The following is a 26,315-nucleotide window of genomic DNA, read 5'->3' on the forward strand; positions in this document are numbered from 1 at the left end:
ATTCTCTTTTTGAAGCGACTTTGTATTAATTTATGTTCGTCTTGTAGAGCTTCTTAATTTTATATCTCCACTTAAAGTTAAAATCCTTTACACAACTCTAATTTTTTTAAAACTCTTTATTATATATTTCTACCTGTTCTACCTATTGATTAAATTTGCGGTCCTGCTTGTTTTATTTCTGGCACTACATTAGAAAAGCGTTCGAAATTGGAAATAAACCTTTCTGCTAACTCTTGTGCTTTTTTGTCATAAGCGTTTTTGTTTTTCCATGTTTGATGAGGATTTAATATTTCTGTCGGAACCCCTGCTATTGTTTCTGGAATGAATAAACCGAAATGAGAATCTTGTTGGTAATTAACCTTCTCCAAATCACCATTAATTGCTGCCCGAACCATGGTACGAGTGTATTCTAATTTTATTCTTTCACCGACTCCATATGCACCGCCGGACCACCCAGTATTTACAAGATAAACACTTACATCATGGTCATCAATTTTTTTACCAAGTAACTCAGCATATACATTAGGATCAAGCGGTAGGAATGGTTCACCAAAACAGGCGGAAAAAGTAGCTTCCGGTTCCGTAATGCCCCTCTCCGTACCAGCAAGTTTCGACGTATACCCGCTCAAGAAATGATACATAGCCTGTTCTTTCTTCAACTTCGAAATTGGCGGAAGTACACCGAAAGCATCCGCTGTAAGAAAAATAATCACTTTCGGATGACCCACAATACTCGAGCTAACCGCTCCAGGGATGTTTTCAATCGAATAAGCAGCACGGGTGTTTTCCGTATATGTGTTAGCATCAAAATCTAACAATCTAGTTTCAGGATCAATCACTACGTTCTCTAAAACAGAACCATATTTAATTGCCCTCCATATTTGTGGTTCTTGTTCTTGAGATAGCCCGATACATTTAGCATAACAGCCCCCTTCAAAATTAAAGACACCAGTATCGGACCAGCCATGCTCATCATCACCGATAAGTTGACGGTTTGGATCTGCTGACAGTGTTGTTTTTCCTGTTCCTGATAAGCCAAAAAACAAAGCCACATCATCAGGACTTTCACCCATATTAGCAGAACAGTGCATTGGCAATATGCCTTTAAATGGCAACAAAAAATTAAGCACACTAAATACAGATTTTTTCATTTCACCTGCGTAGGCAGTACCGCCAATAAGCACGATTTTTCTTTCAAATGAAATAGATATGAATGTTTCTGAATGAAGCTCATCCTTCATTGCATCGGCTTTTAATCCAGGCAGACAAATTATGGTAAAATCAGGTTCCTTTTTTTCTGAATCATGTTGAATAAATAGTTGCTTCACGAATAGATTATGCCAGGCAAATTCATTGATCACCCTAATAGAGAGTTGGTGGTTTGTGTCAGCACCGGCTGCTCCTTCAAACATAAACAGCTCTCGATCAGACATATAGGCTAACGCTTTTATGTAAAGTGAATCAAATGTTTGCTCAGAAATCGGTTGGTTGATTTTCCCCCACTTCACCCGTCCTTTTGTAACGGAATCTTCAACAATATATTTATCCTTTGGTGACCTACCTGTAAACTCTCCTGTATAGGCATGAAGCGCTCCTTTTTCTGTTAGTATTGCTTCCTTTCGCGAAATGGACTTTTCAACTAACTCTGATACAGATAAGTTATTGTATACCTTTCTAGGATAAAGCGCATCAATCTCATTAAGCGTCTTCATATTTCTCATTCCTTTCGTTCTCTTGTTCTATGCAATTCGTACTGCACATAGCATAAAGAGTGGTTACTTTGAAAAAGGGAACGTTTCTACAACACTTTCACAATATGCACAGACAACAACACCCAAATCAGGAAGATGTTTGTAAACCCTTTCAACATCATGCCAGGGTAAAACTTTTATATGATCTCCATCAATACAAGCGAAAACATCTAATATAAAATGAAATTTCCCACCCCATTTCTTCTATGATAGCCTGACCTCCAGTACTAACACGAACATTAGCCATAACTTTCTCATATACAATTACCTTTAACTAACTTTTTTTTTAGACCAGATACTTTTGGCAATCGGGAAGGAAAATGAAAGCACAGATAAAATAATTAAAACGAGTGAAATATTGTTTTCAAACATAATAGAAATACTTCCATTGGAAATCGTCATCGATTGTCTAAATGATTGTTCCATCATACCACCTAGGATAAATGCTAAAATAAAAGGTGGAGCTGGGAATGCAAACATTCGCATTAAGAAACCGATGACACCGAATGCTAATAATAAATACAAGTCAAAAACACTGAAACTAATTGCATACACCCCAATTAAACTAAACATTAAGACTAACGAAATTAATAGTGGTCTAGGAATCGTTAAAATTCTAGCGATATAAGGAATTAACGGTAAATTTAAGACCAATAGAAAAATGTTACCGATATACATACTAGCAATAATACCCCAAAAAACTTCAGGGTGATCTCCCATTAACATTGGTCCTGGTTCTAATCCTAATACTAAGAATGCACCTAACATAACGGCTGTCGTACCTGAACCTGGAATACCAAGACTTAATAACGGTACAAACGCACCACTAGTCGCAGCATTGTTAGACGCTTCTGGAGCAGCTAGCCCTTTAACCGATCCTTTTCCAAATTCCTCTGGCTTCTTAGCAATTCGCTTCTCAGCAATGTAACTAATAAACGATGCAATAGTTGCACCAGCACCTGGTAAAATACCTAAGATAAATCCAAGTAAAGATTGACGGCCCACTGGACCACTCATTTCCTTCGCATCATCTTTAGATAATTTTAAACTGCCAATTTCTTTTCCAGAACCAGCTGAAGATTTATGACGATTCATAACTAAATAACAAACTTCTGCAATGGCAAATAACCCTAGAGCAATGACTAGAAAATCAATACCATCTAATAAATTCATGCTACCAAATGTGAAGCGACCTGTTCCTGTTTGAGGATCAATTCCAATTGTTGCAATCATGAAACCAACAACTGCTGAAATAAGTGCTTTAATCGTTGAGCCTTCTGATAAACTAGCAATGGCAGTAAGACCTAGCAACATTAAAGCGAAATAAGCAGGTGGTCCAAACGATATCGCCACACTCGCCAACATCGGTGCAAAAATCATCAGTAATACAACACTAATGGTTCCACCGGCAAATGAGGAGATAGCCGCAATCGCTAGTGCTTTCCCTGCTTTACCCTGCTGCGCCATCGGGTATCCATCAAATGATGATGCAACAGTTCCTGAAATGCCTGGCGCATTCAACAATATAGAGGATGTTGAACCACCAAATACTGCACCATAATAAACACCTGCCATCATAACAAGCGCTAAAGTCGGATCCATTCCATACGTTATCGGAATCATTATCGCAATCGCACTAATAGGACCAAGTCCAGGTAGCATTCCGATAAATGTACCTACAAACACACCTAATAATACGAATAGAATACCTTCCCAACTAAAGGCCACTTCAAAACCTGTTAAAATTCCTTCAATAGCTCCCATGCTTCCCCTCCTCTCTTAAAACGGTAGTATTCCTTGTGGTAGTTTAATTTGAAGCATAAAAACAAAAATACTATATATAGCTACCGGAAACACAATTGATACAATTGCATTCACAATATGGCTTTTATAACCTAAAAACCATGAACAAAAATAAACGAACAAAACGGTCATAATGATAAAACCAAGTGTTTCAAATAACATAATGTAGATTAAAAGTAATGCAACTACACCCAATAAGGCTTTAACATCTGTTTTAGGAATTCGACGCTTTGCCTTTTGCTCTTCTGAATCATTATCTTTAGAAAAAATTAGAGCAACCGATAATACTAATAAAACCCATCCCAATGTCTTTGGAACGGCATCAGCATCTACTGGAATATAAGAATAGGTTGGCAATTGATAACTCATATATAAATAACCTATTGATAATATAGCTAAGATTAAGCCAATTTTACGATTAACCCCTTGTAACATTGGAATTCACCCCTTCCTAATCAAAACCCGCTCGGAATTAATTTTATTTAATAACTCGCTAAAAGTATCAGAAGTCAACAAGCATCCTGTTGACTTCCATTAAAGACATTATTCTAATAAACCTAATTCTTCAAGAATACTTTTTAGATTCTCTTTTTCTTCATCTAAGAATTGTTTGTATTCTTCACTGCCCATGTACATTTCGTTCCAACCATAGTTAGAACGAACATCAGCGAACGCTTCGGAATCACTTAACTCTTTAAATTTATTTTCGTAATATTCAACAGCTGCCGGATCCATATCTTTTGGACCAAAGAAGCCTCTCCAGTTTACGAATGTTTCATCGATTCCCTGCTCTTTAGCCGTTGGGAATGTTGAAAGGACTTCACCGTCTAAACGTTCTTCAGATGTTACGGCAAGGACTTTAAGTTTATCCGCGCGAACTTGCTCAGCAACTTCAGCTACACCTGTTGAGAATACATCAGCACTTCCATTTAATACTTGAGTCACACCGCCAGCATCTGGAGCAGAAACATATTTAATTTTTGTAATATCTACACCTGCCGCTTTAGCAAAGCGTACGAACTGAATGTGGTCCATACTGCCAGGAGCAGATGTACCAACAATTGTTACACTTTGCGGGTCTTCTTTCATATCCTCAAATAGTTCATTTAAATTATCCCATTTTGCATCTTCAGCAACTGCAAAAGCACCGTAGTCAGCAATCACGTTTGCAATTGGAGTAAAATCTTCATGTCCGTATTCAGACTGGCCATTTAATGGTACTAATAAAATTGGTGAAGATGATACGAATAAGTCGTGATTACTACCTTCTTGTTCAGCCATGTAAGCCCAACCGATAGCACCTCCGGCACCTTCTTTGTTAACAACACCCATGTCTTGATCGATCATACTTTCTTCAGTTAAAGCTTGTGCTGACATGCGAGCCGTTGTATCCCAACCGCCACCAGCACCTGCTGGAGCAACCATTTCGATAGACTCTGAAGGTGTCCATCCACCATTGTCTTCGCCAGAGTTTTCTTTAGTATCTTCATCGTTTGCATTGTCATCATTTGATAACGTGTCTTCACCACCACATGCGGCTAAGAACAGTAACATTAATAAAAATATTGATAAAGCTAATAATTTCTTCATGATAAACCTCCTAATAATTTTAATTTTGATAAGAAAAACTCGACTTAACGAAAAGAAGCAATGCTAAGTCGAGATATTCTCACCCCTCATTTAAAGAGTGTTACAAAGTGTTGATTACTATGGTAATTGTTAACCCCTTAAATGTAATCGTTTGCAAAATAACTCGCATTATAAACCTTAAATGTTTTTTGTTCATTTTGTTCACGAGATGGATATGTAATGATCAACTAATAAGGTGTCATCGTCTACTCATTGCCCAGAATAGCCGGGGATTCATTAAGATGGGTGGGGGTACAACAAAATTCAGCCAACCCTGTCTAGGCATGTTTATTTTCAAACAAAAAAAAGAACCATATAAATGGTCCTACCTCTGATAATATCTCCGTTCGGGTCTGCCAACAATTCCATATTCTAATTCCGCTTGGCACTCACCCTCTGAGATTAAATATTCTAGATACCTTCTAGCTGTTGTTCGAGATGCCCCCATTTGACGCCCCATTTCTTCAGCTGTAACACCTTTAGATTCCTTTAGAATCTCTTTTACTTTTTTCAATGTTAGGGGATCGATTCCTTTAGGAGTATTTTGATCAGGTTCATTTGAGACTGTGCTACTTCGCCCGAAATATGTGTCTAGTAACTTTTGGTCCACCTCGTCCTTTTTGTCTATCTCTTCATAAAACTGTTTGAACTTTTTAACCGTATCAACAAAACGTTCCAGAGTGACAGGCTTAATAATATAATCGAATATACCCTTTTTTAAGGCATCTCGGACAATTTCTTTATCAGTTCCCGCACTAATCATAATAATCCCTATGTCTGATTTAATTTCTTTAATTTCCTCAATAATATCAGTTCCCAATCGGTCAGGCATATAAGTGTCGAGTAAAATCAAATCAACATCCGTACCCTGTAGTTTTTTCAATGTGTCGTCAGCTGTCAGTGATTTAAAGGCCACTTCACAGTCTTCAATATGTTTAAGAAAACCTTCATGAATAGACGCCACACGATAATCGTCTTCCGTAATCGCTACTTTCAACATTACGCATCGTCACCTTCTTCCACTTGCTTTGGTAAGTACACAGTGAAAACTGTACCTTCTCCTTCTTCACTTTGTACTTCAATATTTCCACGTAGTTCTTCTACAACTTCTTCCACAATAGATAATCCATAACCTCGGTCATCAGCTCCCTTAGTTGAAAAACCTTTTTCAAAGATTAGACGCTGTAGATCAGTTGGGATGCCAAAACCTTCATCGCTTACTTCAAAAATAATATCATTCCCTATATCTGTCGCAAAGAAATTAACCTTCTTATTACCACCGTCACTTACCGCTTCAATGGCATTATCTAATAGATTGCCTAGGATTGTAATCATTTTAGATGTATTAATGTGTTTAGGTAACTGAGTTAATGAACTATTCTCATCAATGACTAGTTCTACTTTTTTCTCTGAGGCCTTGCCTATTTTCCCTAAAAGAATAGCTTGGACCGTTTGATCCTCAATATGTTGGAATAGTGCTTTCGTTTGGTGTTGATGTTGTACATACTCCTCTTGAATTAAATCAATCGCTTCCTGATAATTTCCAAGCTGTAATAACCCCGATATAACGTATAGTTTATTGGTATATTCATGTGTTTGAGCACGTAAGTCCTCGGAATAACTTTTCACTTCAGATAGAGCATTTAACATCTGTTGGATTTCAGTTTTATCTCTAAAACTAGCGACCACCCCAACCGCTTCTCCATTTTCATAAATCGGCGTGCGGTTAACTATTACTACCCGATCCCTTAGTATCATCTCATCATCTACATCTGCTTTTCCTTCATGAAGTACTGTAAACATTTTGGTATTTGGTAGAACTTCATTAATATGTTTAAACTTCACATCTTCAGTCAAACCTAACATTTTTCTAGCTGAATAATTTAAAATCGTAATAATACCCTCAGAATCAATTGCAATAATGCCCTCTTTTACTGAGCGCAATACAGCTTTACGTTCACGATATAAAGACACAATTTCATGAGGTTCTAACCCTAAAATATCATTACGTATACTTCGGGTTAAAAATACTCCTCCGATAATCCCTAAGCCTAATACACCTAAGCCGCTTATATATAAAACTTTCAGCCGATCATAAATCGTTCCACGAATATCTTCCAACAGAAATCCAACAGAAACAATACCTATAATCTCACCTTGATCGTTAAAAATAGGTGCCTTACCTCGAAGAGATGGACCTAACGACCCTACGGCTTCAGATTTATAATACTTACCATGTATAAGTGCCTGATCATTATCGCCTCCGACCATTTTCCGACCAATTCTAGACTCTTGTTGATGTGAATAACGAACACTATTCTTGTTACCAACAACGATAAATTCTGCACCAACCTTTGTCCTGATTTTTTCTGTTATCGGCTGAATGACTTCAGATGGCTCGTCTAATGCAAACGCGTTAATGATTTCAGGCATCAACGAGATGGATGTTGCAATACCTAAAGCACGCTCTCCCATGGTGTTTTTCGTCTGTTTCCATTCTATATAACCATGAATCCCTGTAATCAAAAAAGTTACAAATAGTAAAAGCGAGATGATTAAGGTTAAAATTTTTGTTTTTAATGAAAATTTTTTAGCCATATTTGTCTTTCCTCCGTGAAGTCTCTATTACTTATGTACAAAATAACATGTAATGATGATTTACTTTATCATGAATCAGATAACACAGAGGAAGATTCCTCATCAATTCCCAATTCAAAAGGCAAAACACCCACTTATTTTAAACTTTTGCCTCTATTTATGATACGGTTCCCCCTTAACAATCCGAAACCCCCGATAAACCTGCTCCAACAAAACCAATCGCATCAACTGATGAGGAAACGTCATCTTAGAAAAAGACAGCGCATAATCACTCCTCTCGCTAACTTCCTTACTCAACCCCAACGAACCACCGATAACAAAAACGATTTTGCTTTTGCCATGAATCATTAATTGCTCTATTTTTTCGGCAAATTTCTCGGACGTTGGCATTTGCCCCATTATTTCCAGGGAAATAACGTAAGCATCTGGGGAGATTTTCGACAAAATTCGTTCGCCCTCTTTTCGTTTTACCTCTTCTTGTTCCGCTTCACTCATATTTTCTGGTGCTTTCTCATCTGGCACTTCAATTATTTCCATTTTGGCATAAGCGCTCAATCTTTTCATATACTCTTGTATACCCTGTTTTAAATATTTCTCTTTTAATTTTCCTACTGTTACAATCGAAACCTTCATGTGTGTCATCCTTCCGAAAACTATCATTATTACTATTTTACCAAATTCATCAATCTGATACGAATTGTTCTCCATTGCTTTATTAAGCCTTTTAGCTTAACATTAGAAGTGGGGACGATTACATTCGTGTCTCTACTATTACTATCTGGAGGCAATTTCATGGAAAAATTCATATTTATTGAAACAGGGACCGGAATCGATGTACATGGACAAAATGTGACCAAAGCCTGTCTTCGCGCTGTTGAAAATGCCATTCACTACAATTCCATGCCTGGTATTGCAGAATATCTGCCAGAAAAAAAACTTCACAACATGAAAGTCAATGTAAGACTAGCCGTTCCAACCGATAAAGAAAAAGTTGATATCGAACTAGTCAAAAATGAAATACCTTATGGAACTGTGACAGTAGAAGTGATTGATGGTGGCATGGCAACGACATCGGGTATCATTCTCGAAGACAAAGAAGATAAGAGCGATCAGATGTATATTGTCAATGCAGCTGTAGAAGTAGGCTATTAAAAATAATAGGGAGGAATGTGTATGACGTTTATTGCCAATCCAAAACGTTACCATGAAATACCGTATAACCGTTGTGGCAACTCAGGTATCAAGCTCCCGGCCATCTCCTTTGGCCTTTGGAATAACTTTGGTGGAGAGGATACATTAGAGAATCAGCGCAGAATGTTAATGAAAGCATTTGATTTAGGTATCACTCATTTTGACCTTGCTAATAATTATGGTCCACCACCAGGAGCAGCAGAGAAAAACTTTGGACGTATTCTCAACGAGGACTTCTCCAGTTATCGGGATGAAATGATCATCTCAACAAAAGCAGGATTCAGGATGTGGGATGGGCCATATGGTGATTGGGGATCTCGAAAGTATTTAATTTCTAGCCTTGATCAAAGCCTGCAGCGCATGAACCTCGACTATGTTGATATATTTTACCATCACCGTCCAGATCCAGAGACCCCTCTTGAAGAAACAATGGCCGCTCTCGATCAAACAGTCCGACAAGGAAAAGCTCTATACGTCGGCATCTCCAACTATAACGCTGAACAAACGAAACAAGCGATTGACATTTTAAAAGCACAAGGTACACCTTTTATCATTCATCAAGCCGCTTATTCGATGTTTGACCGTACGATAGAAAATGGTCTGACAGATGTGCTTGAGGAACACGGTACTGGCTGTATCGCATATGTGCCCTTAGCACAAGGGCTACTAACAAACAAATACTTAAAGGGCATTCCTAAGGATTCTCGTGCAGCAAAGGAATTTATACCATTTTTAAATGAACGAGATGTTTCTTCTGATAAGCTACAGAAGATAACAGCATTAAATACTATTGCCCGGGATCGTGGGCAAACCTTAGCACAAATGGCGCTCGTCTGGGTATTACAGGAAAAATCAGTTGTTTCAGCACTAATCGGTGCTAGTCGAGTTAGTCAAATCGAAGAAAATGTAAAAGCATTAAATAACTCTACTTTTACACAAGCAGAACTTGATACGATTAATGACATTCTAAAATAAAAGAACTCGAGTGATAGTCACTCGAGTTCTTTTATGATCAAAATTCCCCTCTGATTGTTAGGAAGTATGGGAAACAATGAATGATGCGTTACCGCTTAGTTTATATTGTTGAATAGTTGCCGGGATGATGAAGTGGTCACCTTTTTTGATATGGTGTGTTTGGTTTCCTGTTGTAATAGTAGCTTCTCCGTCTACGATACTTATTTGCAAGAAATCTGCTGTTCTTTCCAGCTCTACTTCACCATTTAAATCCCAATGATAAACGGTGAAATATTTTTCTTCTACTAATTTTTTCTCTGTTAATCCCTGTTTTTCCACAACTTCTTGCGTTAATGTTGGTGTTTCATGTGGAACAGTGGTCACTTCTTTTGCTTCTTTTAAATGTAATTCTCTTGTATTACCTGCTGCATCTGTTCGATCATAGTCATAAACCCGGTAGGTAATATCAGAGCTTTGCTGCGTTTCTAAAATAACGATCCCTTTACCAATAGCATGAATCGTTCCACTTGGTACATAAACAAAATCGCCTGCTTTAACTTTAACGCGGCGTAACAAATCATCCCACTCGCCTTGATCAATCATCTTTTCTAATTGTTCTCTTGTTTGTGCATGATGGCCGATAATTAATTCAGCATCTTCTTCTGCACTTAATACATACCAGCACTCTGTTTTTCCATAAGCTTCATTAGCTACTTCTCTTGCATATTGATCATCAGGGTGCACTTGTACAGAAAGGTTGTCATTCGCATCCAGAATTTTAATTAACAGTGGATAAGCTTCCTTGTTATCCACAGATTTATTAAATAACTCAGCATGATCATTCCATGCATCTAATAAGTTTTGACCTTTTAATTCACCATTTATAATTTTACTTGGTCCATTCTTATGAGCAGAAATCGCCCATGCTTCACCTGTTTGCTCGTAAGGAATGGTATAGTGAAACTCTGTATGTAACTTCTGGCCACCCCATATCCGTTCCTGAAAAATCGGTTGCAGAAAAATTGGTTCTTGATACATAAATAGACTCTCCCTTATCGTTTCTATATGTGTACTTCTTTAAAGATACTATCTTCTACATGTTAAATCAATCTAATCCCTATTATTTATCCACAATTTTGTTCACAATGTACGAATTTTATCAAATATTCCGCCATTTAACGGCCATATAAGCAGTTTATCCACATAGTTATTAACATACTCACATTTTTCTTGTATATATCGTATAAGAATTTATGTTCTACACCATATATGGACATTTATCCAGAATTTCATCCACAAGATGTGAATAACTAACAAAAAGTGTGGATAAAAACTTGTGAAAGCTCTTATCCACACCGTTTTAATACGATAATGACGTTAATTCTACAGTAGTTTGGTTTTCTTCTCCCTCACGGTAGTAAGTAATCGTTAATTCATCACCGACTGATTTTTCTGAGTAGAGATGTTTTCGTAAATCCACAATATCTTGAATGGCCTTTCCATCAAGCTCGGTAATGACATCGTAAGATTCTAAATCTCCTTCTGCAGCTGGTGACATTGGCTCTACACTTCGTATATAAATACCGCCTTCTACACTATCGGGCAGATTCAAGCTACGTTCCCATTCTACTTTTGCAATATCATTTAATGAATAAGCTTCAATCCCTAAGTAAGCTCTCATCATTTCTCCATTAGCTTCCAACTCTTGAATGACAGGCATCACATCATCTACTGGAATCGCAAAACCGATACCTTCGACCGCAGATTCTGCAATTTTCATCGAGTTAATACCAATTAACTGCCCATCCAAATTTAATAAGGCTCCACCGCTATTACCAGGGTTAATCGCAGCGTCTGTTTGAATTACTTCCGCTTGCCAATCAGCACGGCCATCCATATCAAAATCTTGCGGAATCGCTCGTTGTTTGCCACTAATGATTCCTTGCGTGACAGAACCAGATAAATGCAGACCTAATGGATTACCAATAGCAATCGCAGGTTCTCCTACATGGACGTCTTCTGACTGTCCTACTTCGATGACTTTTTCTGCATTGCTTGCATCCATTTCTATGACTGCTAAATCTGTGAACATATCACTGCCAACAACGCTAGCTTCTACTTGTGTTTCATCTGGTAAGACAATTTCTACTTGATCGGACCCTTGAATAACATGATGATTCGTTACAATAAACGCTGAGTCATTCTCTATCTTATAAATGACACCAGAGCCTGTTCCTCCACCACCAGATTCTTCTTGTTGCCAAATATCCGACTGATCTTGAACATTAATAACACCTACAACAGCTGGTGATACCTCTCCAACTATTTCTGAAATTTTTGTCGAGATGTCAACCTCCACATTACGAATGTCTGAGGGTTGTAAGTCCTCTCCTGAACTGTCCGTTTGATGTTGATTGGTTGCCGTATTATCACTGATCATTATCTGATACGGTAAAAGATTATTATTCACTAACGATGGCAGTAAAATAGCAAATAGAAACGCACCTAAAACTAATCCAATGACAAAAGGAGTCAGCCAATTTCTCCTTTTCGTTTTTTGCCTTGAAATGTAATGGTCATCATAATAGCCCATCACTTCACCCTCTTTCCTGACTTAGACTACATCATAAATAGGTGTTGGTGACTTAGGATCCGTATCATGCAGTGTAATGTGATCCCCCACCGAGAAACCATAATCATTTAAACCATTTTCCACTGACATTCTCGCTAAATCTTTCATATTGTTATCTTTACTTAAATGTGCTAAATAAATACGCTTTGTTTCATTATCGATAATATCTTTCAATGCAATGGCACAGTCATCATTGGATACATGACCATTATCTCCCAAAATACGTCTCTTTACACTCCATGGGTAACGGCCCATCCTTAGCATTTCCACATCATGATTGGATTCAAAAATCAGAGCATCTGCTCCTTGAACGGTTTTCTTAATTCGTTCTGAAACATAGCCTAAATCGGTTACCAGTGCTACTTTTTTGCCATTATGGTGGAAGGTGTAAAACATTGGTTCAGCCGCATCGTGAGACACAGCGAAAGACTCTACATCGATATCCCCAAAGGTTTTTGTCTCTTCCGTTCTAAATATAAATTTCTGATCGAGCTCAATTTTACCGATGGCACTATCCATCGCTTTCCAAGTTTTTTCGTTAGCATAGATTGGTAAATGATACTTTCTGGCAAATATACCTAAACCTTTAATATGATCACTATGCTCATGCGTCACTAATATTTTGGAAAGACTATTAGGATCAACATTGATCTCTGAGAATAAACGAGTCATTTCTTTCCCGCTCAATCCTGCATCTACTAAAATCTTTTCTTTTTCCGTTCCTATATAAAAAGCATTCCCCGTACTACCGGATGCTAGTACACTAAAATGTAACGTCATATCTTACTCCACTCCATTTGGTTCTACTTGTTTGTCTACTTGGCTTTCTAAAAGTTGTTCCAAGAATAAATCTAGATCCTCTTCATCCCATTCTTCATCTGTAATCTCCATTTTGGTTGTGCTACCTTCTACAAAATAGTCATTAATCTGAGACTTCATTTCTTGAATAAATTCTGCTTTTTTTCTAGTTGCTAAATGACCTTCTATTGCATTCACATAAAAATAACTCTCATTATTTACTACAAATTCCCAAGTTGGTGCAAGTACTTGCGCACCATTTGGTAAAGGCATTAAGTTTTGATAGCCTAATGCCACCTTCTCTGTGATTTCATCACCAGAACTGATGAAACCCTCACTGAAATACAATCCCGATAGTGCGTCAAAAGGTGTGTCAATCTCCTCTGGTTCTGGTTGTTCTTCATCTTTTTTCGGTTCTGCTTTTTCCAGTATGGTTTGAACATACTTTGTGACTTCTTTTTTTTCGTTAACTTGTACCAAGAGTACCCCGCTAAGATTAAAATAAATAGGGCGCTCTAACTTTTGGAAAAAAATATAGGTATTTGACGCTTCATCTTTGCCGAAGTATTGGTATTGATCAAAATTCCATATATTTTCACTTAATGCTTCCGGGTTTTCCTCAACATTAATTGCTAATGGCTCATCAAATTTAGATAAAATTAATTGACTATTAAGAATAATGCTTGTCTGATTCGGCAACTCCCCAATTTTAGTTACCTCGGCAGCAGAAAATTCCTTCTGTTCAGCAAATAACATCGCCTCTTCAGATGGAGAATCTTCTGATAAATTGTTTAAGCCACTTATATTGTTTCGTACATTCTCTTCACTTGAAAAATCCTCTGTAAATGCATAATCTATCGGATTATTAATGAAGTGATGCAACAGGAAAATATCAAGGATAAGAAAACAAAGAATGAACAGTGTTTTAATTTGACCCCATTGCATTTGTCTCCCCTCCTTGTGTTACATCATTAACATCACCTGTTACATAATCCCAGCCTGCATAAGTCTCAACACACCAGGTTGGAATCAAATCAATATATTGAGCATGTTTTTGAATTCGATATCCTAATTGAATATCTGTAATTTGGTTAAATGAAAAACGGTCTGTAGTATGAAGATACTCTATCAATTCTGTACCAGACATTAAATCAGTCGGTCCACGATCATACGGATAGGTTAATTGCATTAATGGCCGGACATATTGATATTCAGTCATGTTCTTATATATGACAGACATGGATGATAACCCTTCGTTTTCCTTTGAAAACACCGGATAATTTTGATAAATCATTCGGTAATCAACTTTATTCGATATTTCATTTAAGTTATATAAGCGATATTGAATGCCTTGTCCGATAAGCCAACCGTTATGTGAATTAATATACTCTATCGAACTTGAAATCAAGAAATTTCCTTGGTTACCTGTTCTTTCAAAGGAAGAATTCTGTTCTTGTTGACTTTCTGATGTATAAAAATTGGTATATTCCATTGCATAACCATTTAACAAGACTTCACCTTGATACGCACGAAATATTTGATTTCCCTCTGAATTTCTTGAGACTGCAATCGATGATGGCTTAGGGAAAAAGATTGTTCGAAAATTCGTGTTGTCCGGATTAATAGTCTCATAACGGAAATTTTCCCCTATAATATTGGCTTCTTCAGGTATATAAACTTTACTATCATTTGCAAGCTCAACATTTCTGTAAGAATTAAAATCATAGGTTAACTGCAAACGATCGAAGTACTCCACAACCTGCGACATGTTTTGTACACTTGCTCGGATATCAAATCCATCTTGATCACTATTTTCAAAGACTATCTGCTGACTAGATTTGTTTTCATCAATGAATACATAAACACGCTTGAATTTACTATCATACACCATACTATCATCAGTCGTAAAAATTTCACTTATAATGGAGGATGGAATAGAGGTTGGGAAAATAAGCTCTATCGAATGTGCCGTTTCATGTATATCAACATCCTCGTCTTCCGGAATCATTTCAAAATTATACAGTGCCCATTCTGAAATGTCTCGGAACACTTCTATTTCATCCTGCTTCTCACTAAATCCTGAGAGTGATCCATTATCGTGAATAACGATTTGTGATGGTTGCACTAAATTTTTCTTTGTTTCATCTGCTCCATTTAACTCAGCATCGGCAGCTGCATTATCGCTAGAAGATTCATAATCCCCTTGATAATTCCATATACCTAATGTTAACAATAAGCTCAATGACACTAAGAGAACGAGTAACACCGTTTTAACGAGCTCAAAATCTAATTTCATTTTCTACTACCTCGCTTTCGTTTCGTGAGCGGTAGCGTAAAATAAATGGTGGTTCCTTGACCTTCTTTACTCGATGCCCAAATTTGACCATGGTGTGCTTCTATTATTTCCTTGGAAATAGCAAGTCCTAATCCAGTTCCACCTAATTCTCTTGAACGTGCTTTATCCACACGGTAAAAGCGTTCAAAAATCTTATCTACTTTTTCCCTGTCAATACCTAATCCCTGGTCACTAATGCTAATCTTCAGGCGATGGGGTTCCTTCACAACCTGGAATGTGATTTTTCCACCTTCTGGAGAATACTTGATAGCATTAGACACAATATTATCTGTTACTTGAGTAATTTTATCTTGGTCTACCCAAACAAATATCCGCTCATTTGGAATTTTTCGCTCAAAATGTATTAATTCGGCCTTGTTCATTTCAAACCGATCCAAAATATGATGAAACACCGGTATAATATCAATTCTTTTCTTGTACGTCTCTTTTTCTTTATGATCCATTTTCGACAATTGCAATAAATCATTTACTAATCGGATCATTCGTTCCGTCTCATTTTGTGTAACTTTTAAAAATTGCAGTGATAACTCTTTATCTTCCCATGCACCACCATCTGTTATGGCCTCGAGATAACTTCTCATCGTTGTTAATGGTGTTCTTAATTCATGCGATACATTGGAGACAAATTCCTTACGTTCTCTGTCTACTTTCTCCTGTTCGGTTACATCACTAATTACCGTGATCAATCCCATAAAATGTCCCTCTTCATCCTGGACAATAGAAAAGTTTGCCTTTATTAAAAAGAGTTGCTCCTCATCACTAAAGTCTACCGTTAAAGAACCTACTTCTTCTAATTCCTTCACATCAACCACTTTATCTTCAATCTGTAATATTTCCGCAATTGGCTGACCCTTAGCTTCATGTAAAGACACGCCAATTAAGTGGGCTGCAGGATCATTCATTAACGTAATATTGCCATTTTCATCGGTAGCAATGACACCATCAGACATATTGGAAAGAACCGAGCTTAACTTTCTACGTTCTTCTTCTGTCGTTTGATTCGCGAGCCTTAACCGGTCATTCATGTCATTAAAGGTGGTTGCTAATTGTCCAATTTCATCCTGACCATATACATTTACTTTCTTCGAGAAATCACCACGGGCCATCCCCCTAGCTTGTTTCCGCATTTCAGTAATAGGTTTGGTAATTGTTCGTGCTACTAGAACACCTAAGACAATGGAAACAATAATTGCCAAGATTGTCCCGTTTAAGAAAATTTGATTAATCTCCCGTAATTGTTTATATACTTCCTCTACGGAAGCTTCGGAATAAATCGCCCCTACAGACTCATCACCATCTAAAATAGGTAATGTGCGGACAAATACGCGATTTTGTGTATACTCTTTTCTTCTGATATCTCCTTTGCCTGCTTGTCCATGTACCAAAGCAAGACGTATATCACTGTTTCCTGAGATCTTTTTTCCAACCATATCAATTTGGTTAGAACCTAAGACTCTGAATTGTGAATCAATCACTTGTAGTTCCGAAAAAAGTTCACTTGAGTATCTAGCTGTAATATCACTAACTTCTTCTTGCAGAGTTAATCCTTCACCATCATCTGATCGCTCTTTGCTAAACGCGTCCTCTAAATTAGTTTCCAATGACTGTAGACGTTCATCTACACTGTCTTTGTGATTTTCTAAGAGGCTATCTTCTAATTTTTGGCCAAAATACGTACCAATCACCTGGATTGCCAATAATAGAAATAAACTAAGTATGACAATGATCTTTACCCGAATTGATTGAAAAAAACTAACTTTATTCATGTAACATTACCCCTGTTCAGGATTTCTCAAATAATATCCGACACCTCTTCTTGTTACAATCCATAATGGGTTACTCGGATTATCCTCAATTTTTTCTCTGAGCCTTCTTACCGTTACATCAACAGTACGGACATCGCCATAATAGTCATAACCCCAAACAGTCTCTAGTAAATGCTCCCTAGTCATGACTTGACCAATATGACGTGCAAGATAATGAAGTAACTCGAATTCCCGGTGTGTTAGCTCAATATAATCACCATTTCTTGTAACCGTATATGCGTCTGGGTGAATAACCAATGAACCAATCGAAACATCTCGTGTTTCATTCTTTTGGTTAGCAGGTTCTACTTCCAGGCGTCTTAAATTAGCCTTCACTCTAGCAATTAACTCTCTATTACTGAAAGGTTTGGTCACATAGTCATCTGCTCCAAGCTCAAGACCAAGAACCTTATCAATTTCTGCATCTTTTGCAGTAAGCATAATGATTGGCATACTATGTGTTTTTCTTACTTCCCGGCATACTTCATTACCATCTTTTTTTGGTAGCATAATGTCTAACAAAATTAAATCTGGATCCTCATTGGTTGCTAGTTCAATCGCATCTGCTCCATCATACGCACACAATACTTCGTAACCTTCTTTTTCTAAATTAAATTTTAATATATCTGCAATTGGCTTTTCGTCATCTACTACTAATATTTTTTGACTCATAAAAAGCACGTCCTTTTTTCATTAAATTTTTCCTTATATTCTATTCTAACCGAAATTAACAAAAATGTCTTATCGCTACTATATTTGGTTCCGTTTATCATGTTATATTTGCAAAAAACCCTTGCTACAACACTGTAACAAGGGTTTGGTTTTATCAGATTTTGGGTATGTTTTTATAGGTGTTTATAAGTGGTCAGTTGGATTTTCTAATGAACCATCTTTGTATACTTCAAAGTGTAAATGAGTTCCTGTTGAAAAACCTGTTGATCCCATTACACCAATCTGTTGCCCTTTTTCTACTGTTTGACCTGATGAAACATCAATCGAAGATAAGTGGGCATAAATAGTACGATAACCATTGTTATGATCAATGACAATCTTGTTACCATATCCACCATCGTCCCATCCAGCAGAAGTAACTGTTCCGTTATCAGCAGCTAAAATCGAGCGGTCACTTACACCAGCGATATCTATACCTTTATGGTAAGAACCCCAACGTTCTCCAACACGGCTGGTGATAGACCCTCCTACTGCTGGCCAGTCGAATTCTCCACTACCACGTGATGAAACCACTTTCGTACCTTTAACAATGACTTTGTTTGTCGGCTCTTTTGTTACATTTTCCTCTAAAACTTCCATATCTTCTGTTTTACCATTGACTTTTTCCATACGGTAATGTGTTTCTACGGTACCTTTTTCGCCTTCTTGTTCCACTTCTTCTTCGCCTTTATACATATCTTCTGATTCTTCTACTTCTGTTTGATAAGCAACTTCATCTTCTTCAAGTTTTTCTTCCGTAACAACTACTTCTACATATGGTTCATATGCAGTTACATTTAATTCATCACCGATTTTGATGACAGAGTCTTCTGTTAGGTCTTCATTCAGTTCTAGTAACTTATCTAATGAAAGATCATACTTGCTGGCAATACTTCCTAAAACATCTCCAGCATCGACCACATGTTTTTTATTTTCGAGTGTGCCTTTTTCTAATAAGGTAACACCCTCTTTAACAGATAAAATTTCATCTTCGGAAACTTTTTTATCTTCTATTGAAACCTCTTCTGTTAGTGAAACGTCTATAATGTGAGACTCCCCTACTGATAATGGTTCAGATTCCGGTTCTGAATCATTATCTATTTTTTTTAATACGTCTGCACTAACATATTTTTCTTTATATTCCTGGATGACTTGTTCTGCTTGTTCTTCCTCTGCAAAATAGCCAACTACATCAGCACCAATCGTTAAAGCTTGTGCTTCTACAGCTACTGTTAATTCCTCGTCTAAATAATCCAATACCTCATGGCTATCCGCTTGTGGAGAAAAAACTGTCTCTGTAACATAGTCAATCTCTTCGTTTACTGTATATGTAAAGTCATTCTCGTCTTGATGACCAGAGATTTTTTCAGCAATGTAATCCTCTACTACGTCTTTGTTTTCTACAATTCCGGCATGCTCATCGTCTACATAAACATGATAGACTTTGCTTAATTCCTCATCATCTGCAAAAGCAACTTGTGATGAAAAGCCTAATGCCACAACACCAACAACCGTCAGATGCTTAACGAATCCTTTCATATTAAACTGCATTTCTAACTTCCTCCTATAACCCCAGATACTATTTATCTATCTATTTATCTCTATTTATCTTCAATTCAAATCTTTCTACCTTAACCAATCTACCATAAAACAAAACAGCATTAAACATTTTTAATGAGAATGTAACAAAACTGTATAATAAAACCCATAAATTTACACCAGTTGTAATAATAAGTAAATATACCTACAGCAATTCCGCTAGAAATATCAACAATTCATCAAAGATTATCAATTAATTTATGACACACTTTTAACAAAGAAAAAACAAGCACCCTAATCATTGCTATCATTCTTCTTCTTTTCATATAAATTAGAGATAAGCTAATTATATTTGGGTTTATCTTTCTGGATTGTTATCAAATAAGAAGAAATCCATAGAATACAATTCCATGTGTTCTCTTCTTTCAATAATCAGAACACTGCTCTTAGCGTAGGCAAGATACGTAGACTCCTACGGGAACAGTGCGAGCCGAAGATCCCGCAAGAAAACGTTCTTTGTTTTCTGAGGAAGCTGATCGCCGTGCCCAGTGGCATAGAAGACACTGGGAAAACTTGTTTGATCAGATGTCGAACTTGGCCCTTGGGTGAAAGCGAAGTATCTTGCCGTAGCGTATCCTAGAACTTATCAAAATGCAGAATGGAATAAAACAAATCACAAAAGAGGTATTTCGCAGTTTATGCGCACAAAAAAGGTATAGACTCGTTTCACATTAATGAAACGAGTCTATACCTGCTGAGTTTATTTATCAGTTTCTGATTAATTACTATAAACACTTCTTACAACATTTGTTTGTGAACGGTCCGGTCCTACAGAGAAAACGGATAATGGAATGCCTGTTAACTGTGAAATACGCTCTAAATAGTGACGAGCATTTTTCGGTAACTCATGTAAGCTTTCCACACCAGTGATATCTTCTGTCCATCCTGGTAATACTTCATACACGGGCTCACATTCCGCTAGGGTTTTTAAACTTGCCGGGAATTCTTCCATTATTTCACCTTTATATTTGTAAGCTGTACAAATCTTCAATGTTTCAATTCCGGTTAATACATCAATCGAGTTCAATGATAAATCCGTAATACCACTAACACGACGAGCATGACGCACTACAACACTGTCAAACCAACCGACACGACGCGGGCGACCTGTTGTTGTACCATATTCATTACCTACTTCACGGATTTGATCTCCAACTTCATCATGTAATTCAGTTGGGAATGGCCCGTCTCCAACACGAGATGTATAAGCTTTGGATACACCCACTACATGATCAATTTTAGAAGGTCCTACACCAGATCCAATCGTAACACCACCAGCGATTGGGTTTGATGAAGTAACAAAAGGATACGTACCTTGATCAATATCAAGCATAACCCCTTGTGCTCCTTCAAAAAGTACTCGACGCCCTTCATCCAATGCATCATTTAATACAACTGATGTATCGGCCACATAATGTTTCAATTGTTGTCCATATTCATAGTATTCCTCTAATATATCTTCTACTTCCATACGTTCCGTTTCATATACTTTTTCAAAAAAACGGTTTTTCTCTTGCAAGTTGGTTTCTAATTTTTCACGGAAAGCATCTTTGTCTAATAAATCAGCGATACGAATCCCAACACGAGCCGCTTTATCCATATAAGCTGGTCCAATACCTTTACGTGTTGTACCGATTTTATTTACGCCTTTTTCTTCTTCTTGTAAGATATCTAGTTTTAAGTGGTACGGTAAAATGACATGTGCACGGTTGCTAATTCGTAAATTATCTGTATTGACATCTTTGTCATGTAGATATTTTAATTCCTCAACCATTGCTTTTGGGTCAATAACCATACCATTACCTAATACACAGGTTTTATCCTTAAAAAAGATTCCTGAAGGTATTAAGTGTAGTTTATATGTAATACCATCAAATTTTATGGTATGACCTGCATTATTTCCACCTTGATAACGTGCTACTACCTCTGCGTTTTGTGAAAGAAAGTCTGTAATTTTACCTTTTCCTTCGTCTCCCCATTGTGTTCCAACAACGACTACTGAAGACATAAACGGCACCTCCGCCTTAGCAATTTATTCATCCCACATTAATTCTACCAATCTTACCGAGCAATGTCAATTCAATTACGAACATTTTAAACGGTTTTGTAATTATTGTTCGTGAAAAGTGTAACCTTTTAAATATTATTAACATCCCGTATGCATAATATACTACTCAAGACTTTGAGAGACTCTATTTTTTGAATTTTAAAAATCAGGCTTTTTATCTAAAGGCTAGAGATCTCTCAGAGCGCTCGTATATTCATAATAAGGATTATCTCATCAATTTCAATTCAGCTTGTTCATTATAAATTTTGGTACTTATCCTCTTTTTTAGTTCCAAATTTAAGATATTGGGTTTCACTTTGGTACTTAAACCGGCTTTAATTACCATATTTGATCGTTTGCTTTCTGGTTTTGGTTCTTAATTGTCTTTTAAGTACTATTTTAATTTTTCACTTTGATATTTTGGTACTTATTTTTTTAGGCTGACAATTTATACTTTCGCCCAAGGCATTAGGGCGATTCGCGCAGGCGCCTAGTTTCTGGGCGTTCGGAGCTAAACAAATCCCCTAATTTTCTTACCACGCAAAAAAGGATAAGGATGAAAATATCCTTATCCTGGTGGTATATCACTTGACTGGTAACGGTGGTCTAAATCCACGAATTTATTATATTCTTTTACAAAGGCTAATTCGACGTTGCCAACCGGACCGTTACGTTGTTTGGCTATCATAATTTCTATTATATTCTGTTTTTCAGACTCTTGGTCATAGTAATCATCACGATATAAGAATCCTACAATATCCGCATCCTGCTCAATACTTCCCGATTCACGTAAGTCGGACATCATTGGCCGTTTATCTTGACGGGATTCAACACCACGAGATAACTGTGATAATGCGATTAATGGCACATTCAATTCCCTTGCCAATCCCTTTAATGACCTAGAGATTTCCGATACTTCTTGTTGTCGGTTTTCTTGTGAACCGGCACTACCTTGAATTAATTGCAAATAATCTATTAAAATCATACCGAGACCGTGTTCTTGTTTTAAACGACGACATTTAGAACGAATTTCATTCACTCTGATCCCTGGTGTGTCATCGATGAAAATACCGGCATTAGATAAGCTACCCATTGCCATCGACAATCGCCCCCAGTCCTCTTCCTCTAAAGAACCCGTTCTTAACCGTTGTGCATCAATATTTCCTTCTGCACAAAGCATACGTGACACGAGCTGATCTGCCCCCATCTCGAGACTGAAAATAGCTACATTTTCATCCGTTTTAATCGCTACATTTTGTGCAATATTTAAGGCAAAAGCTGTTTTACCAACAGAAGGTCGTGCAGCAACAATGATAAGATCATTACGCTGAAAACCTGATGTGATGCGATCTAAATCGCGGAATCCAGAAGCAATTCCGGTAACTTCACCGCTATTTTTGTGCAATAGATCGATATTATCATAGACTTCCATTAAAACATCTTTGATATTTTTAAAAGAAGCAGCATTCTTTCGATTCGATACTTCTAATATTCGTTTTTCAGACTCATTAAGCACTTCTTCTACTTCATCTTCTTTGGAATAACCGTCAGTTACAATATCGGTTGCTGTACGAATAAGTCTTCTGAGGATCGATTTCTCTTCTACAATCCTACAATAATAAATAATATTTGCAGCAGTAGGTACAGCATTGGCTAAATCACTTAAATAAGAGACACCGCCAACATCATCTAACTGTTGATTATTTGCCAAAATAGTTGTAGCAGTAACAATGTCTATAGGCTCCCCTTTATCGGACAGTTCTAGCATCACACGGAAAATAAGCTGATGACTAGCCCGATAAAAATCTTCCGGCATTAATATTTCCGAAGAACTGGAAATAGCATCCGGTTCCAAGAAAATGGCACCAAGTACCGCTTGTTCTGCTTCTATATTATGAGGTGGTGTTCTCCCTTGTATCATTTCAGTCATTTCACTGCACCCTTTCTCACTTTCCAAACCCCTCTAAACTTTCCTAGTTCATTAGAAAAAGGGAAGCAATGTAAACTTCCCATTGTTTTAAACTTCCACAACATGAACTCTTATAGTACCTGTTACTTCTGGATGAATTTTAACCGGTACGTTTGTATAACCTAACGAACGGATTGGCTGATCTAGTTCAATTTTTCGTTTGTCCATTTTAATCTGATGTTCTTTCTTTAATGTTTCAGCAATTTGTTTACTTGTAATGGATCCGAACAAGCGGCCACTCTCACCAGATTTTGCTGTTAATTTCACTTCTAAATTAGCTAGCTTTTCTTTTAATTGATTTGCCTCATCTACTTCTTCCTGTTCCAGTTTCTTTTCTTTATTTTTCTTGGCGTTGAGTGCTTTCATGTTTGCTTGGTTTGCTTCGATTGCAACGTTATTTTTCAGCAAGTAATTGCGTGCATATCCATCAGACACGTTTTTTACTTCCCCTTTTTTTCCTTTTCCTTTTACGTCTTGGGTAAAAATGACTTTCATTCTGTTTCTCCTCCTTCATAATACTCATCTATAATTTCTTTCAACCATTCATAGGCATCAATTACAGCCATATCATCTAATTGGGTAGCAGCATTCGTTAGATGCCCGCCACCATTCATTTTTTCCATAATAACCTGGACATTAACATCTCCAAGTGACCTTGCACTAATACCAATACGTCCATCTTCTCGCTCCGAAATCACAAATGACGCCTCGACTCCAGTCATCATTAACAAAGTATCAGCTGCCTGTGCAATAACCACAGGACCATATCTTTCCCTTGAGTTCCCAACGGATATTGCAATATGACCACGATGAATATTCGTATTTTCAATTAATCTACTTCGTCTTACATAAATATCTAAATCTTCTTTTAAAAACTTCTGTACTAAAACCGTATCCGCACCTTTGGATCGTAAATAGGAAGCAGCATCAAAGGTTCTTGACCCTGTTCTTAATGTAAAACTGTTGGTATCTACAATAATACCTGCTAATAATGCTGTCGATTCTAACATATTTAAAGAAAGCTTACTAGGCTGATATTCCAGCAATTCTGTTACAAGCTCTGATGTCGATGATGCATATGGTTCCATATAAACAAGTGTAGGGTGATCAACAAACTCTTCACCTCTACGGTGGTGATCAATGACTACAACATGTTCTGTTTTATGGATTAATTTTTCCTCTTGAACCAAGGAAGGCTTATGCGTATCTACAACAACTAAAAGCGTGTCTTTTGTCACGATATCTAATGCTGAACCGGGATCAATAAAGTATGACCACAATTCCTCACTTTCTTTCATTTCATCAACTAATCGCTTGACCCCTGTATTAATATCATCCTCATCTAAGACAATGAAACCTTCTACATCATTCGCTGCTGCTATTTTTAACACACCAATTGCAGCACCAATGGAATCCATGTCCGGAGCTTTATGCCCCATCACTAAAATTTGGTCGCTTTCTTTGACTAATTCTTTCAAGGCATGAGAAATAACCCTTGCTCTTACTCTGGTTCGTTTTTCCATTGGATTTGTTTTACCACCATAAAAACGGACTTTTCCAGAGTTATCATCTTTAATAACAACTTGGTCACCACCGCGACCTAGTGCTAAGTCAAGGCTCGATTGGGTTAATTCGCCCAAGCCAGGTAATTCTTCACTGCCTAATCCAATGCCAATACTTAGCGTTAATGGTACATTCTTATCCGTAATTAATTCACGTACTTCATCCAAAATCTCAAATTTCGATTTTTCTAACTCACTCAAAATATTCTGATTCATCAGCGCCATAAATCGCTCTTGTGATGTTCGTTTTAAATAGATCCCTTGTTGATTCGACCATTTGTTTAAAATAGATGTAACCTGTGAATTAATTTGACTTTTGGCAGTATCATCCATGTTTTGAGTTATTTCTTCGTAGTTATCTAAAAAGATGATCCCTAACACTGTTTTTTCATGCTGGTAAAGCGTGTGAAGTTCTGTTTGTTTCGTTCGATCAAACAAATATAATAATCGTTCTTCTTTTTTGTTATATACCTGAAAATCATATGGACCAATTGTAATCCAAAATGTTTCCTTTTCATCCTTTAAAAAAGATGGAATGTCTTTCGCTAAGACGTCTATTTTTTCACCTATTAATGAGTCAGCTTCGTTAAAGTGATTCATATAGGGATTCGCCCACTCTATCTGATAATTATCTCCATATAGTATAATTCCTATCGGCATCTCTAATAGGGCTTCTTCTCCGACCTTTTTGACACGATAAGAAAGGGTTGATATATATGCTTCTGTCTGATTCACTAGTTGCTTTTCCCGCTCCATACTGTAATACAATGATCCAGCAAACAGAACGGTCATCACACTACCAATAATCCAATGGAAATAAAATAGAAATACTAATAAGATAAAGGATAAAACATATATGCCTATGATATGCCTTCCCATTGCCACTGGTTTATCCTTAATTTTTGGCATG

The 26,315-nt window shown here is 37.0% G+C and carries 21 protein-coding genes; 2 read left to right on the forward strand and 19 right to left on the reverse strand.

What is annotated here, in order from left to right; all coding sequences use genetic code 11:
• Positions 1-149: 149 nt before the first annotated feature.
• The 7 genes from pckA to rlmH form a co-directional block, all read right to left on the reverse strand.
• Entirely contained in the window at positions 150-1,721 is a 1,572-nt protein-coding gene (gene pckA / locus BM121_RS07915) for a phosphoenolpyruvate carboxykinase (ATP) (protein WP_091483040.1), read from the reverse strand.
• Positions 1,722-2,021: 300 nt separating this feature from the next.
• Complete coding sequence (locus tag BM121_RS07920) at positions 2,022-3,515, reverse strand: tripartite tricarboxylate transporter permease (protein ID WP_091483042.1); 1,494 nt, start codon at positions 3,513-3,515, stop codon at positions 2,022-2,024.
• 15 nt (positions 3,516-3,530) lie between these two features.
• Complete coding sequence (locus tag BM121_RS07925) at positions 3,531-3,989, reverse strand: tripartite tricarboxylate transporter TctB family protein (protein WP_091483044.1); 459 nt, start codon at positions 3,987-3,989, stop codon at positions 3,531-3,533.
• 108 nt (positions 3,990-4,097) lie between these two features.
• Positions 4,098-5,144 (reverse strand): tripartite tricarboxylate transporter substrate binding protein, encoded by a 1,047-nt coding sequence (locus tag BM121_RS07930; protein ID WP_091483046.1) that lies wholly within the window; start codon positions 5,142-5,144, stop codon positions 4,098-4,100.
• A 364-nt stretch (positions 5,145-5,508) separates the two neighbouring features.
• Positions 5,509-6,183, reverse strand: coding sequence for a response regulator (locus tag BM121_RS07935; protein ID WP_091483047.1), 675 nt, complete (start codon positions 6,181-6,183; stop codon positions 5,509-5,511).
• A complete protein-coding gene (locus BM121_RS07940; protein ID WP_091483049.1) occupies positions 6,183-7,781 on the reverse strand; it encodes an ATP-binding protein in 1,599 nt (532 codons plus the stop codon). Before BM121_RS07940 ends, BM121_RS07935 begins: the two co-directional genes overlap by 1 nt.
• Positions 7,782-7,934: 153 nt before the next feature.
• Positions 7,935-8,414 (reverse strand): 23S rRNA (pseudouridine(1915)-N(3))-methyltransferase RlmH, encoded by a 480-nt coding sequence (gene rlmH / locus BM121_RS07945; RefSeq protein ID WP_091483051.1) that lies wholly within the window; start codon positions 8,412-8,414, stop codon positions 7,935-7,937.
• 159 nt (positions 8,415-8,573) lie between these two features.
• Between rlmH and BM121_RS07950 the strand changes: the two genes are divergently transcribed.
• On the forward strand, positions 8,574-8,933 hold the full coding sequence (locus BM121_RS07950) for a Lin0512 family protein (protein WP_091483053.1): 360 nt from the start codon (positions 8,574-8,576) through the stop codon (positions 8,931-8,933).
• Between the two features lie 21 nt (positions 8,934-8,954).
• Entirely contained in the window at positions 8,955-9,947 is a 993-nt protein-coding gene (gene mgrA / locus BM121_RS07955; RefSeq protein ID WP_091483055.1) for an L-glyceraldehyde 3-phosphate reductase, read from the forward strand.
• 57 nt (positions 9,948-10,004) lie between these two features.
• On the opposite strand, the gene manA is transcribed toward mgrA, so the two are convergent.
• The 12 genes from manA to BM121_RS08015 all read right to left on the reverse strand — a co-directional run bounded on the left by manA (position 10,005) and on the right by BM121_RS08015 (position 26,314).
• On the reverse strand, positions 10,005-10,964 hold the full coding sequence (gene manA / locus BM121_RS07960) for a mannose-6-phosphate isomerase, class I (protein ID WP_091483057.1): 960 nt from the start codon (positions 10,962-10,964) through the stop codon (positions 10,005-10,007).
• A 322-nt stretch (positions 10,965-11,286) separates the two neighbouring features.
• On the reverse strand, positions 11,287-12,519 hold the full coding sequence (locus BM121_RS07965) for a S1C family serine protease (protein WP_091483059.1): 1,233 nt from the start codon (positions 12,517-12,519) through the stop codon (positions 11,287-11,289).
• Between the two features lie 21 nt (positions 12,520-12,540).
• A complete protein-coding gene (locus BM121_RS07970) occupies positions 12,541-13,338 on the reverse strand; it encodes an MBL fold metallo-hydrolase (protein WP_091483061.1) in 798 nt (265 codons plus the stop codon).
• Between the two features lie 3 nt (positions 13,339-13,341).
• Entirely contained in the window at positions 13,342-14,301 is a 960-nt protein-coding gene (locus BM121_RS07975) for a two-component system regulatory protein YycI (protein ID WP_091483063.1), read from the reverse strand.
• Positions 14,282-15,652: a two-component system activity regulator YycH gene (gene yycH / locus BM121_RS07980; RefSeq protein WP_091483065.1), complete on the reverse strand. Its 1,371-nt coding sequence runs from the start codon at positions 15,650-15,652 to the stop codon at positions 14,282-14,284. Before yycH ends, BM121_RS07975 begins: the two co-directional genes overlap by 20 nt.
• The gene (walK, locus tag BM121_RS07985) at positions 15,649-17,478 is read right to left on the reverse strand and encodes a cell wall metabolism sensor histidine kinase WalK (protein WP_091483067.1); all 1,830 of its coding nucleotides are present in this window, start codon (positions 17,476-17,478) and stop codon (positions 15,649-15,651) included. The genes yycH and walK overlap by 4 nt, the downstream gene beginning before the upstream one ends.
• A gap of 6 nt (positions 17,479-17,484) precedes the next feature.
• Complete coding sequence (yycF, locus tag BM121_RS07990; protein ID WP_091483069.1) at positions 17,485-18,189, reverse strand: response regulator YycF; 705 nt, start codon at positions 18,187-18,189, stop codon at positions 17,485-17,487.
• 183 nt (positions 18,190-18,372) lie between these two features.
• The gene (locus tag BM121_RS07995) at positions 18,373-19,779 is read right to left on the reverse strand and encodes a peptidoglycan DD-metalloendopeptidase family protein (RefSeq protein ID WP_091483070.1); all 1,407 of its coding nucleotides are present in this window, start codon (positions 19,777-19,779) and stop codon (positions 18,373-18,375) included.
• Between the two features lie 766 nt (positions 19,780-20,545).
• Positions 20,546-21,835: an adenylosuccinate synthase gene (locus tag BM121_RS08000; RefSeq protein WP_091483072.1), complete on the reverse strand. Its 1,290-nt coding sequence runs from the start codon at positions 21,833-21,835 to the stop codon at positions 20,546-20,548.
• A 607-nt stretch (positions 21,836-22,442) separates the two neighbouring features.
• Positions 22,443-23,804 (reverse strand): replicative DNA helicase, encoded by a 1,362-nt coding sequence (gene dnaB, locus BM121_RS08005; protein ID WP_091483074.1) that lies wholly within the window; start codon positions 23,802-23,804, stop codon positions 22,443-22,445.
• An 87-nt stretch (positions 23,805-23,891) separates the two neighbouring features.
• A complete protein-coding gene (gene rplI, locus BM121_RS08010) occupies positions 23,892-24,338 on the reverse strand; it encodes a 50S ribosomal protein L9 (RefSeq protein WP_091483076.1) in 447 nt (148 codons plus the stop codon).
• Positions 24,335-26,314, reverse strand: coding sequence for a DHH family phosphoesterase (locus BM121_RS08015; RefSeq protein ID WP_091483078.1), 1,980 nt, complete (start codon positions 26,312-26,314; stop codon positions 24,335-24,337). Before BM121_RS08015 ends, rplI begins: the two co-directional genes overlap by 4 nt.
• Position 26,315 lies beyond the last annotated feature (1 nt).

The sequence above is a fragment of the Gracilibacillus orientalis genome (assembly GCF_900114645.1).
GTDB lineage: Bacteria > Bacillota > Bacilli > Bacillales > Amphibacillaceae > Gracilibacillus > Gracilibacillus orientalis.

Bases quoted from the DNA above. Each gene is read 5' to 3' on its own strand.
- pckA (WP_091483040.1), bottom strand. From the start codon at position 1,721: ATGAGAAATATGAAGACGCTTAATGAGATTGATGCGCTTTATCCTAGA.
- BM121_RS07920 (WP_091483042.1), bottom strand. From the start codon at position 3,515: ATGGGAGCTATTGAAGGAATTTTAACAGGTTTTGAAGTGGCCTTTAGT.
- BM121_RS07925 (WP_091483044.1), bottom strand. From the start codon at position 3,989: ATGTTACAAGGGGTTAATCGTAAAATTGGCTTAATCTTAGCTATATTA.
- BM121_RS07930 (WP_091483046.1), bottom strand. From the start codon at position 5,144: ATGAAGAAATTATTAGCTTTATCAATATTTTTATTAATGTTACTGTTC.
- BM121_RS07935 (WP_091483047.1), bottom strand. From the start codon at position 6,183: ATGTTGAAAGTAGCGATTACGGAAGACGATTATCGTGTGGCGTCTATT.
- BM121_RS07940 (WP_091483049.1), bottom strand. From the start codon at position 7,781: ATGGCTAAAAAATTTTCATTAAAAACAAAAATTTTAACCTTAATCATC.
- rlmH (WP_091483051.1), bottom strand. From the start codon at position 8,414: ATGAAGGTTTCGATTGTAACAGTAGGAAAATTAAAAGAGAAATATTTA.
- BM121_RS07950 (WP_091483053.1), top strand. From the start codon at position 8,574: ATGGAAAAATTCATATTTATTGAAACAGGGACCGGAATCGATGTACAT.
- mgrA (WP_091483055.1), top strand. From the start codon at position 8,955: ATGACGTTTATTGCCAATCCAAAACGTTACCATGAAATACCGTATAAC.
- manA (WP_091483057.1), bottom strand. From the start codon at position 10,964: ATGTATCAAGAACCAATTTTTCTGCAACCGATTTTTCAGGAACGGATA.
- BM121_RS07965 (WP_091483059.1), bottom strand. From the start codon at position 12,519: ATGGGCTATTATGATGACCATTACATTTCAAGGCAAAAAACGAAAAGG.
- BM121_RS07970 (WP_091483061.1), bottom strand. From the start codon at position 13,338: ATGACGTTACATTTTAGTGTACTAGCATCCGGTAGTACGGGGAATGCT.
- BM121_RS07975 (WP_091483063.1), bottom strand. From the start codon at position 14,301: ATGCAATGGGGTCAAATTAAAACACTGTTCATTCTTTGTTTTCTTATC.
- yycH (WP_091483065.1), bottom strand. From the start codon at position 15,652: ATGAAATTAGATTTTGAGCTCGTTAAAACGGTGTTACTCGTTCTCTTA.
- walK (WP_091483067.1), bottom strand. From the start codon at position 17,478: ATGAATAAAGTTAGTTTTTTTCAATCAATTCGGGTAAAGATCATTGTC.
- yycF (WP_091483069.1), bottom strand. From the start codon at position 18,189: ATGAGTCAAAAAATATTAGTAGTAGATGACGAAAAGCCAATTGCAGAT.
- BM121_RS07995 (WP_091483070.1), bottom strand. From the start codon at position 19,779: ATGCAGTTTAATATGAAAGGATTCGTTAAGCATCTGACGGTTGTTGGT.
- BM121_RS08000 (WP_091483072.1), bottom strand. From the start codon at position 21,835: ATGTCTTCAGTAGTCGTTGTTGGAACACAATGGGGAGACGAAGGAAAA.
- dnaB (WP_091483074.1), bottom strand. From the start codon at position 23,804: ATGACTGAAATGATACAAGGGAGAACACCACCTCATAATATAGAAGCA.
- rplI (WP_091483076.1), bottom strand. From the start codon at position 24,338: ATGAAAGTCATTTTTACCCAAGACGTAAAAGGAAAAGGAAAAAAAGGG.
- BM121_RS08015 (WP_091483078.1), bottom strand. From the start codon at position 26,314: ATGCCAAAAATTAAGGATAAACCAGTGGCAATGGGAAGGCATATCATA.